Annotated in this window: 14 protein-coding genes; 8 read left to right on the top strand and 6 right to left on the bottom strand. The window is 66.0% G+C overall.

Translation table 11 applies throughout. The features are described from left to right. The first annotated feature begins 66 nt into the window (after window positions 1-66). Window positions 67-1,254, top strand: coding sequence for an MFS transporter (locus tag HNE04_RS11590; protein ID WP_172218961.1), 1,188 nt, complete (start codon window positions 67-69; stop codon window positions 1,252-1,254). Window positions 1,255-1,376: 122 nt separating this feature from the next. Continuing rightward, the gene (locus HNE04_RS11585) at window positions 1,377-2,201 is read left to right on the top strand and encodes a ParA family protein (protein WP_172218960.1); all 825 of its coding nucleotides are present in this window, start codon (window positions 1,377-1,379) and stop codon (window positions 2,199-2,201) included. Here HNE04_RS11585 and HNE04_RS11580 read toward each other — a convergent pair. Next, window positions 2,198-3,049: a SirB1 family protein gene (locus HNE04_RS11580; protein WP_172218958.1), complete on the bottom strand. Its 852-nt coding sequence runs from the start codon at window positions 3,047-3,049 to the stop codon at window positions 2,198-2,200. The genes HNE04_RS11585 and HNE04_RS11580 overlap by 4 nt on opposite strands. Window positions 3,050-3,105: 56 nt before the next feature. Next, window positions 3,106-4,671, bottom strand: coding sequence for a murein biosynthesis integral membrane protein MurJ (gene murJ / locus HNE04_RS11575; protein WP_172218956.1), 1,566 nt, complete (start codon window positions 4,669-4,671; stop codon window positions 3,106-3,108). A gap of 119 nt (window positions 4,672-4,790) precedes the next feature. Here murJ and rpsT point away from each other — a divergent pair, with 119 nt between their 5' ends. Then, complete coding sequence (gene rpsT, locus HNE04_RS11570) at window positions 4,791-5,093, top strand: 30S ribosomal protein S20 (RefSeq protein ID WP_172218954.1); 303 nt, start codon at window positions 4,791-4,793, stop codon at window positions 5,091-5,093. A gap of 110 nt (window positions 5,094-5,203) precedes the next feature. On the opposite strand, the gene HNE04_RS11565 is transcribed toward rpsT, so the two are convergent. Beyond that, complete coding sequence (locus tag HNE04_RS11565) at window positions 5,204-5,518, bottom strand: DUF3579 domain-containing protein (RefSeq protein WP_172218952.1); 315 nt, start codon at window positions 5,516-5,518, stop codon at window positions 5,204-5,206. A 218-nt stretch (window positions 5,519-5,736) separates the two neighbouring features. On the opposite strand from HNE04_RS11565, the gene HNE04_RS11560 reads away from it, so the two are divergent. Further along, window positions 5,737-6,930, top strand: coding sequence for an aspartate aminotransferase family protein (locus HNE04_RS11560; protein ID WP_172218950.1), 1,194 nt, complete (start codon window positions 5,737-5,739; stop codon window positions 6,928-6,930). A 2-nt stretch (window positions 6,931-6,932) separates the two neighbouring features. Next, window positions 6,933-7,850: an ornithine carbamoyltransferase gene (gene argF / locus HNE04_RS11555; RefSeq protein WP_172218948.1), complete on the top strand. Its 918-nt coding sequence runs from the start codon at window positions 6,933-6,935 to the stop codon at window positions 7,848-7,850. A gap of 15 nt (window positions 7,851-7,865) precedes the next feature. Here the strand turns inward: argF and HNE04_RS11550 are convergent, their stop codons facing one another. Further along, complete coding sequence (locus HNE04_RS11550; RefSeq protein ID WP_172218946.1) at window positions 7,866-8,228, bottom strand: hypothetical protein; 363 nt, start codon at window positions 8,226-8,228, stop codon at window positions 7,866-7,868. Window positions 8,229-8,393: 165 nt separating this feature from the next. Here HNE04_RS11550 and kynB point away from each other — a divergent pair, with 165 nt between their 5' ends. The 3 genes from kynB to kynA are packed head-to-tail and all read left to right on the top strand — an operon-like array spanning window position 8,394 to window position 11,135. Continuing rightward, entirely contained in the window at window positions 8,394-9,020 is a 627-nt protein-coding gene (gene kynB / locus HNE04_RS11545; protein WP_172218944.1) for an arylformamidase, read from the top strand. Beyond that, entirely contained in the window at window positions 9,017-10,288 is a 1,272-nt protein-coding gene (kynU, locus tag HNE04_RS11540; protein ID WP_172218942.1) for a kynureninase, read from the top strand. The genes kynB and kynU overlap by 4 nt, the downstream gene beginning before the upstream one ends. A gap of 1 nt (window position 10,289) precedes the next feature. Next, on the top strand, window positions 10,290-11,135 hold the full coding sequence (kynA, locus tag HNE04_RS11535) for a tryptophan 2,3-dioxygenase (protein WP_172218940.1): 846 nt from the start codon (window positions 10,290-10,292) through the stop codon (window positions 11,133-11,135). Here kynA and HNE04_RS11530 read toward each other — a convergent pair whose 3' ends face one another. Beyond that, on the bottom strand, window positions 11,136-12,314 hold the full coding sequence (locus HNE04_RS11530) for an FAD-dependent monooxygenase (RefSeq protein WP_172218938.1): 1,179 nt from the start codon (window positions 12,312-12,314) through the stop codon (window positions 11,136-11,138). A gap of 48 nt (window positions 12,315-12,362) precedes the next feature. Next, window positions 12,363-13,184: a phosphate/phosphite/phosphonate ABC transporter substrate-binding protein gene (locus HNE04_RS11525; RefSeq protein ID WP_172218936.1), complete on the bottom strand. Its 822-nt coding sequence runs from the start codon at window positions 13,182-13,184 to the stop codon at window positions 12,363-12,365. Window positions 13,185-13,305: the final 121 nt, after the last annotated feature.

Raw genomic sequence — 13,305 nt, 5'->3', positions numbered from 1 at the left:
CGTGCCGAAGGTAAAATTAGGCAAATTCTATCGGGCCAGGCCCGGCGCGACCCCGCAGCACCTCAGATGCGTAATTCCTCCATCCCGCGGGCCGCGCCCTCGCGCTTGCCGGCGGGCATCTGGGTCCTGGGTTTCGTCAGCCTGCTCATGGACGTTTCGTCCGAGCTGATCCACAGCCTGCTTCCGGTTTTCATGGTCACCACGCTGGGCATCAGCGTGCTCGTAGTCGGCCTGATAGAGGGCCTGGCCGAAGCCACGGCGCTGATCGTCAAGGTGTTTTCAGGCGCGCTCAGCGACCATTGGGGCCGCCGCAAGCCTTTGGCGGTGCTGGGTTACGGCCTGGGCGCGCTGTCCAAACCCTTGTTCGCCCTGGCTTCGACCTCGGGCCTGGTGCTCACGGCGCGCCTGATCGATCGCGTCGGCAAAGGCATCCGGGGGGCGCCGCGCGACGCCCTGGTCGCGGACATCGCCCCACCGGCCATGCGCGGTGCTGCTTTCGGCCTGCGCCAGTCGCTGGACACCGCCGGGGCTTTCCTGGGGCCTGCGCTGGCCATCGGTCTGATGCTGCTCTGGGCGAACGATTTTCGCGCCGTCTTCTGGGTGGCCCTGATCCCGGCCGCGCTGTCTGTGGCCTTGCTGGTGGTGGGTGTGCGCGAACCCGCCCCAGCCGCGGCTGCGCGCCGGGGCAACCCGATCCGCCGCGAAAACCTGCGGCGCCTCGGCCGGGCCTATTGGGGGGTTGTCGCCATTGGGGCGATGTTCACCCTGGCGCGCTTCAGCGAGGCCTTCCTGGTGCTGCGCGCCCAGCAGGGCGGGCTGGGCCTGGCCTGGGCGCCCTTGGTGCTGATCGCGATGAACGTCGTCTATTCGGTGGGCGCCTACCCCTTTGGCCGGCTGTCGGACCGCATCAGCCATCGCGCCCTGCTCGCCTGGGGCCTGGCCGTTCTGATCGCGGCCGACATGTTGCTCGCCGCGGGCAACCGCGGACCCCTGCTGTGGGTGGGCATAGGCCTGTGGGGACTGCACATGGCCATGACGCAAGGCCTGCTCGCCACCATGGTGGCCGAGACGGCCCCGGCCGACCTGCGCGGCACCGCGTTCGGCTTCTTCAACCTCATGAGCGGCTTGGCCCTGCTCGTGGCCAGTGGCTTGGCCGGGTTGTTGTGGGACCGATGGGGCGCGCCGGCCACGTTCCTGGCCGGTGCGGCGCTGAGCGCGCTCGCGCTGGCGGCCCTTGCCTGGCGCCGGCGCTGAGCCCTTTCGACGTTGCCTTGCCACAAAACCGCTGGCGCACGGGCTTGCCCGGCGCCAAAGCTGGACGTGGCGCGCGTTCTGTTCCAAACTGTTTCTTCCATCGGCTCGACGGAAGCTTCTCCATGCCCGTGATCGCAGTCGTGAACCGCAAGGGCGGCAGCGGCAAAAGCACCTTCGCGGCGCATGTCGCGGCGTGGTGCGCGCGGCAAGGCCATTCAGTCATGCTGGGCGACGTGGACCGCCAGCAATCCAGCCGGGCCTGGCTGAAGCGCCGCGATGCCGCCCTGCCCACCATCGCCGCGTGGGGCATAGACCAGAAGAACATGCTGCGCGTGCCGACCGGCATCAGCCATGTGGTGCTCGACACGCCGGGCGGCATCCATGGGTTCGAGCTGGCGCGGGTAGTGATGTTCGCCGACGCCATCGTCATGCCCGTGTGTCCATCAATGTTCGATCGCGAGTCCGCGGCGGCCTGCCATGCCGAGTTGATGACCCTGCCCCGCGCCGCCAGCGGCCGTTGCCGGCTGGCCGTCGTGGGCATGCGCGTCGACGGACGGACCAACGCCGCGCAAACGCTGAGCGACTGGGCGCAGGGACTCGGCGTCCCCTATCTGGGCGCATTGCGCGAAACCCAGCTGTACGTGCGCAGCCTGGAGCGCGGCCTGACCATGTTCGACCTGGCACCCAGCCAGGCCGCCGCCGACCTGGCGCAATGGGAGCCGATCATCGACTGGCTGCGGCCCGTCCTGCAGCCGCTGCCGGGCGCCAGCACCCGCGAACCGATTTCCACGCAAGGTTCGGCGCAGGAATCGCTGCTCCACGGCTCGAGGTTCGCGGTTCTCTCCGGCGCGCGGGCTCTTAACCCGGAGCACTACATTCCCGTGCGAACGCTGCCGCAGGCGCCGGTCACCGAAGGGCCGGAGATCCCGCGTTTTCTGAAAGCCTAGTTGCGTGCGCGCCGCAGGTCGGCCACGCGATCGGCGATCACGTCGATATCCAGCGCGTCCTGCGCGTGAACCAGGTAAGTTTCCAGGTCGATCACTGCCAATGCCGAGTGGCCTTGCTCTGCATGAGCAAGGCCGCGGTCGCGGTACTCGGCCCAGGCGTCGGGCAACAAGATGACGAGCCGGTCCTGCACCGCGATGGCACGCTGCCAGTCTTCCTGGGCGTGGTGGATTTCCTTGAGGTTGCGCAGCATCCTGGCAATGATGTCGCGGCCCGGCGCGGCCTGCAGGTAAAGCCCCAGCGGCACCTCGAACTCGTCCACCAATCCGCTGCGCCGCTTGTAGGGCTCGAGCCGCTCGGCGAGTTCCTCGCGCGACAGCGATTGCCCGGTGAATGGATCGATCACCACCTGTCCCTTGGGCAGGTTGACCTTCACCATGAAATGGCCGGGGAAGCACACGCCCCGGGCGTGCAGGCCCAGGCCCTGCGCCAGTTCGATCCACAGCACAGCCAGGGAAATCTGGTTGCCGCGGCGGGTGCGCAACACGACGTTCAGGTAGCTGTTGTCGGGATCGCAGTAATCGTTGATGTTGCCGCCGAAGCTCAGGTCGCGAAAGAAGAACTGGTTGAGGGCGCGCAACCGTTGCAACGGCGCCGCATCGGCCGGCAATCTGCGCTTGAGGCGCGCCAGCAGCTGGTCGACGTCGCCGAGCACCTGCTGGACATCGAGGTCGGGATATTCGTCCTGGGCAATGCTGGCCGCCGCTTCGAGCAGGGGAAACTGGTCGTCGCTTTGGGCCAGCGAGCTGAAGTACTCGAGCGGCGTCGGAGCATTCAAATTCAGCAGCATGAGTTCTTTGTAATTGAGGCGCAGGCCGTCGTCAAGCGGCGCGCGCAGGCTGCGCGTCACCGCGTGACAAATTGCCGCAGCTTCAATCCCGCGGCCCAGATCGCTACAAAATAGATAGCGCCAGAACCAAGCAGCATCAAAGCCATGAGCCCGGCGCGCTCCCACCCCTGGGAGCGCATGGCGATCCACGGGAAACTGGCCGCGCCCCACATGAGGAAGACCGTGAGCAAGGCGGTGCCGGCCAGCACCTGAAGAGCAAACACGCCCCAGCCCGGCCCCGGGCGATAGCTGCCCCGCTTGCGCAGGCCCACCAACAACCAGCCGGCGTTGATCAGCGCGCCGAGGCCGATCGACAGCGCGAGCCCGGCGTGTTTGAGCGTGGGCACGAGGACGATGTTCAACAACTGCGTGATGACCAGGACGACGATGGCGATGCGCACCGGCGTGCGCATGTCCTGGCTGGCGTAGAACCCCGGCGCCAGGACCTTGATCGCCACGAGGCCCACCAGGCCCGCGCCGTAACCGGCCAGCGCCAAGGCGACCTGCGACACGTCGCTGTCCTTGAAAGCGCCATAGTGGAACAGCGTGGCGACCAGCGGCTTGGCGAACACGAGCAGGGCAGCGGATGCCGGAACGGCGAGCAGCACCACCAGGCGCAGGCCCCAATCGAGCATGGCCGAATAGCGCTCCGGGTCATTGCTGGCCCTGGCTCCCGCCAGCTGGGGCATCAGCACCACCCCCAGCGCGACACCCAGCATGGCCGTCGGAAACTCCATGAGCCGGTCGGCATAGCCCAGCCAGGTCACGCTGCCCGGCGCGAGCCAGGAAGCAATCTGCGTATTGATGAGGATGGAGATGTGCGCCACACCCACGCCCAGCAAGGCCGGAAGCATCATGCGCGCCACGTGCCGCGTGCCCGGGTCATTCCATGCGGCGCGCAACCGGGACCAGCCCAAGCCGATGCGCGGCAACAGGCCAAGGCGGTACAGCACGGGGATCTGCACGGCCAGCTGCAGCAGGCCGCCCAGCATCACGCCGCCCGCCATGGCGTAGATCGGCTCTATGCCCATGGATCCGAACCAGGGCGCGCCCAGCCAGGCGGCGGCGATCATCGACAGGTTCAGCAGCACTGGCGTCACGGCCGGCACGGCAAACCGTTTCCACGTATTGAGCACACCTGCCGACAAGGCCACCATGGACATGAAGCCGATGTACGGAAACATCCATCGGGTCATGAAAACGGCCGCCTCGAAGCTCTGCGGTTGCTGCTTGAAGCCGCTGGCCAGCGCCCAGACGAGCACCGGCGCGCCCGCGACGCCGATCGCGCAGGTGACCAGCAGCGACCAGGCCAGGACGGTGGCCACGCTGTCGATCAACCGTTGGGTGGCCTCATCGCCATCCTTTGCCTTGGAATGCGCCAGGGCCGGCACGAAGGCCTGGCTGAACGCGCCCTCGCCGAACAGGCGCCGGAACAGGTTGGGGATGCGGAAGGCGACGTTGAAGGCGTCGGTCAGCCCGGTGGCGCCGAAAGTCGCCGCCATCAGCAGGTCGCGGACGAGGCCGGTGATGCGTGACGCCAGGGTCAGCAGGGATACGGTGGAAGCAGCTTTGAACAGGGTCACCGGCGCGAGTGTAGCCCGCGCCCGGCGGGGTCATGAGGGTCGGCTGGAGCCCGATGGAGCTATGCGACTATAATGGAGGGCTTTGCTGGCATCATCCTCAGACACAAGGAACACATACTATGGCATCAGCCAAACCCAAGAAAAAGAACCCGCGCCTGGCGTCGGGCCGCAAGCGCGCACGCCAGGACGTCAAGCTCAACGCAGCCAACACGTCCCTGCGCTCCAAATACCGTACCGCCGTGAAGAACGTCGAGAAGGCCGTTGCTTCCGGTGACAAGGCCAAGGCGACCGAAGCGTTCGCCAAGGCGCAAAGCATCGTGGACACGGTTGCCGACAAGGAAATCTTCCACAAGAACAAGGCCGCTCGCGACAAGAGCCGCCTGTCCGCCAAGGTGAAAGCCCTGGCTACCGCGGCCGCCTGACCTTTCAGGCAAACAGCCCGCAGGCTCGAAAGGCCTGCGCCGTTTGAAACGGGTGCGCTGCCAGCAAAAGCAAAAAAGCCGTCGCAAGACGGCTTTTTTGCTTTTGGGCGCTACTTGGGCGGATCAGGGAGGAGGCAGGCCTCGGCCACCTGCAGGTCGTTGTCCTTGGCGAAATTCAGCACGAAATCCCAGGCCATGGGCTCGAGGTTGCGCAGTTCGCTGTTGACGACGACGGCCTTGACGCCACCGATCAGGGTGGGAATGCACCAGGGGGAATAGCTGAGGTGGCTGCCGGGTTGGGCGCCGCCGGGGCGGAACGAGCTCATGACCCCGGCCAGCCGCTCCGCCCAGTCACTGGGGCGGAAGATCTTGCCGGCGCGAGTTTGCCCGAGGATGAAGACTTCTTTGGCGCTGCTCGAAACCATTGGTGTAGTTGGTTTTTGGCACCGCGGGCCCGGGGATCGCCCACTGCTGCAGTGCACAAGTATTATATCTTATATAAGACCTGATCAAACTTTCAGCCAGCTGTCACGGCGCATCGCAGTGATGCGGAATTGTCAAACAACGCGCGCAACCTCTGTGCCTAAAATCGGGCCTCAACGGCTCACTCGCGTTGAGCCGAATTTTTTTGGAGATCTCTTAAATGGCAATGATCGAGGCTTCGTCGCCCCACACCATGAACACCTACGGCCGGGTGCCCATTGCGCTGTCGCATGGCCAGGGGGTCCGAGTGTGGGACGTGAACGGCAAGCAGTACCTCGACGCATTGGGTGGCATCGCCGTCAATACGCTGGGCCACAACCACCCCAAGCTGGTCCCTGCCCTGCAGGACCAGATCGCCAAGATCATCCACAGCTCCAACTACTACCACGTGCCCAACCAGGAAAAGCTGGCGGCCAAGCTGGTGGAACTGTCGGGGCTGACCAATGCCTTTTTCTGCTGCACCGGCCTGGAGGCCAACGAAGCGGCGATCAAGCTGGCGCGCAAGTACGGCCACGACCGGGGCATAGAGCGCCCGGAGATCGTGGTGTACGAGAAGGCCTTCCACGGCCGCAGCATCGCCACGCTCTCGGCCACCGGCAACGAGAAGGTACAGAAGGGCTTCGGCCCGCTGGTCGAAGGCTTCATTCGCGTTCCGCTCAATGACATCGAAGCGCTCAAGGCCGCGACCGAGGGCAACAAGAACGTGGTGGCGGTGTTCTTCGAAACCATCCAGGGTGAAGGCGGCGTCAACCCGATGCGCATCGAATACCTGCAGCAGGTGCGGCAGGTGTGCGACCAGCGCGAATGGCTGCTCATGATCGACGAAGTGCAGTGCGGCATGGGCCGCACCGGCAAATGGTTCGCCTACCAATGGGCCGGCATCAAGCCGGACGTGATGCCGCTGGCCAAGGGCCTGGGCTCGGGCGTGCCGGTCGGCGCGGTGGTGGCCGGGCCCAAGGCCGCCAACATCTTCCAGCCCGGCAACCACGGCACGACTTTCGGCGGCAATCCGCTGGCCATGCGCGCGGGGATCGAGACCATCCGCATCATGGAAGAAGAGGGTCTGCTGGACAACGCAGCGCGGGTCGGTGCCCACCTCAAGGGAGCGCTGGCGCGCGAGCTGGGCGGCCTGAAGGGCGTGACCGAGATCCGTGGCCAGGGCTTGATGCTGGGCATCGAGCTGGACAAGCCCTGCGGCGTGCTGACGCAGCGCGCCGCCGACAAGGGCCTGCTGATCAGCGTCACGGCCGATAACGTGATCCGCCTGGTACCGCCGCTGATCCTGACCGAGGCCGACGCCGATGAGATCGTCGCCCTGCTCGCGCCGCTGGTTCGCGAATTCCTCTCGCAGTGACCATGGCCCTCCAGCACTACCTCCAGTTCAGCGACCTGACGGCGGACGAATACGCCTGGGTCTTCGAGCGCGCGGCCGTCATCAAGAAGAAGTTCAAGGCGTACGAGAAGTACCACCCACTGGCGGACCGCACGCTGGCGATGATCTTCGAGAAAGCCTCGACGCGTACCCGCGTGAGCTTCGAGGCGGGCATGTACCAGATGGGCGGCAGCGTCCTCAACCTCACCACCACCGATAGCCAACTGGGCCGGGCCGAGCCGATCGAGGACACGGCCCGCGTGATCAGCCGCATGGTGGACATCGTGATGATCAGGACCTTCGGCCAGGACCGCATCGAGCGCTTCGCCCAATACTCGCGCGTGCCCGTGATCAACGGCCTGACGAATGAGTTTCATCCGTGCCAGATCCTGGCGGACATCTTCACCTTCATCGAGCACAGGGGCTCGATCAAGGGCAAGACAGTCGCCTGGGTGGGCGACGGCAACAACATGGCCAACACCTGGTTGCAGGCCGCTGATCTGCTCGGCTTCACCGTCCACCTGAGCACGCCCAGCGGTTACGAAGTGGACCAGGCCGTTGCCGGCATCCGCAGCAGCCAGAGCTACAAGGTCTTCAAGGACCCCATGGACGCCTGCCGGGGCGCCGATCTGGTGACCACCGACGTGTGGACCAGCATGGGCTACGAGGCCGAGAACGAAGAGCGCAAGAAAGCTTTCGCGGAATGGTGCGTCGACAGCGAGATGATGCGCATCGCCAAGGCCGACGCCCTCTTCATGCACTGCCTGCCCGCCCACCGCGGCGAGGAAGTCGAGGCCGACGTGATCGACGGGCCCCAGTCCGTGGTGTGGGACGAAGCCGAGAACCGCATGCACGCGCAGAAGGCACTCATGGAATACCTTCTGCTGGGCAAGGTAGCCTGACAGGCGCTGCGGGCGTCAATCCGCCGGGGCACCAAAACGCCCCACCCGCGGTGGCAGCTTGCCGAGCTTGATCAGCCGCGTTTCCACGGCAAACGGCGTGCGGCCCATGTCCAGGGCCAGCTGCTTCAGTTCCACCCCGGCGGCAAATGCGCCGCCCAGCTTGGCGTCCTCTTCCGCCGACCAGGGCTTGCCCGCATTGGGCGGCAATTCGCGCCGCACCCGGGCTGGCTTGCCCTGCAGCGCCTGCGAAACCGCGAACAACGCGCGGATCACCGGGGGCGCGTTGTAAGGGCTGTCCTCGGGCATGGCTTCGCCAGTGACGGGGTGGACGCCCTGGGCCAGGGTGTCGATGATCTGGTGCGCTGCTTGCAGTTCCATGATTCCTCCTGTGAAGTGGATGTACTGTATTTATATACAGTTACGAAGCAACGCGCCAGTCTCGACCGGGGTTGACTCAGCCCCGATGCTTGAAGCCTCAACTTTTGAGGTGCTGTTGGAATTAACCGACACCACGCAGGCGCGCCGCGGCGCACACTTTCTTCCATGAAAAGGATCTGGGATATCTCGCCCCCGGTGGCGCCCGGCTCGCCGGTATTTCCCGGCGACACGCCTTACGAGCAGGAGTGGTCGGCCACGCTCGCTCCCGGCTGCCCGGTGAACGTGAGCCGCATCACGCTGTCGCCGCATATCGGCGCCCACGCGGATGCGCCGCTGCACTACGACCCCGAGGGTGCTTCGATCGGGACCGTGGACCTGGCGCCCTACCTGGGCCCCTGCCGCGTGATCCACGCCATTGGCCGGGGGCCCCTGGTGCAATGGGAACACCTGCAACACGCCGTGCGCGAGCTGCCGCCGCGTGTGCTGGTGCGCACCTATGAGCGCATGCCTGTCGATCGCTGGGACGATGAGCTTGCGGCTTACGCCCCAGAGACGATAGAAAAACTCGCGACCCTCGGCGTGAAGCTGGTGGGCATCGACACGGCCAGCATCGATCCCGCCGAAAGCAAGACCCTGGACTGCCACCAGGTGATTCGCCGGCTGGGCCTGCGCGTGCTGGAGAACCTGGTGCTCGATGACGTGCCCGAGGGCGACTACGAGCTGATCGCCCTGCCCCTGAAACTCACGACGGCCGACGCTTCCCCAGTTCGAGCCGTGTTGCGCCAACTATGACGAGCTTGCAAGACTGCCGCGCGATGGACGCGCAAGACCCGCTGCGCCAACTGCGCGACCTGTTCACGCTGCCCGAAGGCGTGATCTACCTGGACGGCAATTCGCTGGGCGTGCTGCCCAAGGCCACGGCCCAGCGGGTGGCCCAGGCCATAAGCCAGGAATGGGGCCAGGGCCTGATCCGCTCATGGAACAGCGCGGGCTGGTTCGAACTGCCGCAACGCCTGGGCGACAAGATTGCGAAACTAGTGGGGGCCAGGTCGGGTGAAGTCGTGGCGACCGACAGCACCTCGATCAATCTCTACAAGGTGCTCAGTGCGGCGCTGCGCATCGCGCACGAGAGGGCGCCGAGTCGCAGGGTGGTGGTCAGCGAGCGGAGCAACTTCCCGACCGACCTGTATATCGCCCAGGCCCTCTGCAAGGAGCGCGGCTACAGACTGCAACTGGTCGACGACGAAGGCATCGAAGCCGCGCTGGGCGCCGACACCGCGGTGCTCATGCTCACCCATGTCAATTACCGCACGGGCGCCATGCACGACATGAGCGCCGTGACGCAAGCCGCACACCGGGCGGGCGCGCTCGCGGTATGGGACCTGGCCCACAGCGCTGGTGCCGTGCCGGTGGACCTGCACGGCGCCGACGCGGACTTCGCGATCGGCTGCGGCTACAAATACCTGAATGGCGGCCCCGGCGCGCCGGCTTTCGTCTGGGCGCATCCGCGCCACCTGGACCGCTTCGAGCAACCATTAGCCGGCTGGTGGGGCCATGCGGCACCGTTCGAATTCACGCCCGAGTACCGCCCTGCCGCCGGCATTGCCCGCTACCTGTGCGGCACGCAGCCCATCCTCAGCATGGCGGCGCTGGAATGCGGACTCGACGCCGTGCTCGCCACGCAAGCATTGGGCGGCATGGCGGCCCTGCGGACCAAGTCGCTGGCATTGACCGACCTTTTCATCCGGCTCGTCGAGGAACGCTGCGCCGGCCAAGGCCTCAGTCTGGCGACACCGCGCGAGCACGCCCAGCGCGGCTCGCAGGTTTGCCTGACCCGAGCCGAAGGCGCCTATGCCATCGTGCAGGCGCTCATCGCGCGCGGCGTCATCGGCGACTACCGGGCCGGCGATGCCATGCAAGCCGACATCCTGCGCTTCGGCTTCACGCCCTTGTACATCGGTTTCGAGGACGCATGGCAGGCGGTCGAGCATCTCAAGCAGGTGCTCGATTCCGGCGAGTGGCAGCGCCCCGAGTTCAACCAGAAACATGCGGTGACCTGACATGGAACCACGCAAACCCGAGGACATCGTCCGGGACGAAAAGGCCCAGCTGGACTTCAGCAAGTCCATGAGCTACGCCGACTACCTGCAGCTCGACGCCATCCTCAATGCGCAGAAGCCCCTCTCGCCGGACCACAACGAGATGTTGTTCATCATCCAGCACCAGACCAGCGAGCTGTGGATGAAGCTCATGCTGCACGAGTTACGCGCCGCCATCTCCGCGATCGCGCGCGATGAGTTGGGCAGCGCATTCAAGATGCTGGCGCGGGTGTCGCGCATCATGGAACAGTTGGTTCATGCCTGGGACGTGCTGGCGACCATGACGCCCCCCGAGTACAGCGCCATCCGGCCCTACCTGGGCAGCTCCAGCGGTTTCCAGAGCGCGCAATACCGCTGCATCGAGTTCGCGCTGGGCAACAAGAACGCGGCGATGCTGCAGCCCCATGCGCACCGGCCGGACCTGCTGGCCCAGGTGCAGGCGGCCTATGAATCTCCCTCCCTGTACGACGAGGCCTTGAGGCTATTGGCTGCCCGCGGCCTGGCGGTTCCTGCGACCCACACGCAACGTGATTGGACGCAGCCCTACGTCGAGAGCCTGGAAGTCGAACAGGCATGGCTGGTCGTGTATCGCGATCCCGATCACCACTGGGACCTCTATCAACTCGGCGAGGAGCTCACGGACCTGGAGGACGCCTTCCGGCTCTGGCGCTTCCGCCATGTCACGACCGTCGAGCGCGTCATCGGTTTCAAGCGCGGCACCGGCGGCACCGGCGGCGTGAGCTATCTGCGCAAGATGCTGGACGTGGTGCTGTTCCCGGAAATCTGGAAACTGCGCACCGACCTCTAATCAGCGATACAGCCAGGGCTGGTCCAACAACCGCTCGCCGAGCAGCCGCAGGGCCAGGTCCCGGCCGCGCTGCAACAAACCTGTGGCGTGGAAGACCCGTCCGTTTCGCCGGGCGCGAGCCTGCGTGCGCGCGCAGCGCTCCCAGCGGTTCAATGCGTAGCGGCGCAGCGCCAGCGGCACTTCCAGCCGCACGTCCGCCGACATGGCCAGGACGCGGCCCAGCTCCGCCGCATCTTCAATGGCCATCGCCGCGCCCTGCGCCAGATAGGGGCGCATCGGGTGCGCCGCGTCGCCCAGCAACGCGATCCGGCCACGCGCCAACTCATCGGGCCCGCGCATAGGGGGCCGGTCGTACAAGGCCCACAGCCGCCAATGCGGCATGGCCTGCACGAGGTCCCGCAGCGGCGCGCACAGCGGGCCCGCGGCGGCATACAGTTCGGCGGCCACAGCCGCCTGGTCCCAGTCGCGCGCCGACCCGGACGCGCCGCCCTGGACGATCGCCACCACGTTGAGCCGCTCACCGGCGCTGACCGGATATGCCACCAGGTGCATGCGCGGTCCCAGCCAGACGGTGACGTCCTGGCTACGCAGGGCCGCGGGCAGCTCTCGCTGCAGGACGAGTGAGCGGTACGCAAGGTGTCCGGTTGCGGCAGGGGGTGCGTCGGCAAAAACGTGCCCGCGCACAGCGCTCCAAAGCCCGTCCGCGCCCACCAGGGCATCCCCCTCCACTTCAAAATGGCCAGCGCCCACGCGCAGGCGCACAGCCTCCCCGGTGTCTTGCGTCGCCGTCACCTGGGCGGATAGCCTGAGATGGACGCTCGCTTCGCGCGCGGCGCCCAACAGCAGGCCTTGCAAGTCGGCGCGGTGCAAAGTGGCATAAGGCGCGTCGTAGCGTTTACTGAACGACGCGCCCAGGCGCATTGCCGCCAGCTCGGTGCCGTCGATCGCACTGCGCGCCGCCAATCGCTGCGGAATAGCGGCGATGGCAGCCAGTGCTCCTCCGAGGCCCCAAGCTGTCAGGACGCGGGTCGCGTTCGGGCCCAGCTGGATGCCCGCACCCACCTCGCTGAATGCGGGCGCCTGTTCATAGAGCCGCACCTCCCAGCCTGCGCGAGTGCATGCCAGCGCCGCGGCCAGGCCGCCTATGCCTCCACCCGCAACCAACGCCTGTTTTGTCATGGGCCCGATTCTGCCCCGGCTGGGCGCGCAGGGCGCGCTCGAACACGCTCACTTCACGCCGGTGGCGATCCAGCGGTTGACGGCGGTCAGGGCTTCCCCGTCGAACGACACGAAACCCTTTTTCTCGATGGTTTCCAATGTTCGCCGGCCCTTGTCGCTCTGGTCCAGCCCGACAAAATAGCCCTGCATCGCGGCCAGTTCGTCCGCCTTGACCTGCTTGGCCGCCAGGAGCAACTTCACCGGAACGGTCTTGCTGGAGAAAGCGATCTTGCCGCCGGCGGCGGTCCAGGCCTTGGCTACGGCGTCCGAGCCGGTCACGCCGACATCCACCAGCCCATGTTCGACCATGAAAGGGATTGCGTCCTGATAGCGCGTGGGGACATAGGCCACGGTCTCCGCGCCTTCTTTCAAGGACTCGCGCAGGGTGGTGCGAGCGAGCACGGAAGTGATCGAATCGGGGGAGGGAATGCCGACCTTCTTGCTCTTGAGATCGGCCAAGGCGCGAACTGGAGAATCGGCGCGCACCAGGAAATGGGCACGGTAATCGGTGAAGCCCTTGGTCAACGCCACCAGCTGGTAGCCGTTGGCGGCCATGCCATTCAGCGCAACGTGCGAAGGATGGATGTACGCCAGGTCGTAGCGCCCGGCTGCCAGCCCCTCGGCCATGGTCTTGTATTCAGGCACGGAGACGATGGTGACCTTCTGCCCCAGCAGCTTGGAGAGGTCGTCGGCCACCGGCTTGTATTTCTGCTGGATGTCAGCTTCGGACACCCGGTACGTCGCGCCCTCGTTCACCGCAAACACCATCGCCGTGCAGGGAATCGACGCGCACGCGAACACGGCGGCGAGCGCCGCTGAAAACTTCTTCATTTCGAACTCCTCAGGAATGGGCCCATCTCGGGGAGGGCCTCGTGATTGTGGGTAATGCCATTGTCCCGGACGCAGCACTGCGCTTGCCGCCCGATCCAATCTTATGATACTACCAATGCAA

This window comes from Caenimonas soli (genome assembly GCF_013155545.1).
In the GTDB taxonomy this organism is placed as follows: domain Bacteria; phylum Pseudomonadota; class Gammaproteobacteria; order Burkholderiales; family Burkholderiaceae_C; genus Ramlibacter; species Ramlibacter soli.
Note: the sequence above shows the minus strand (reverse complement) of the source record. Positions and strands in the feature narration are given on the sequence as shown.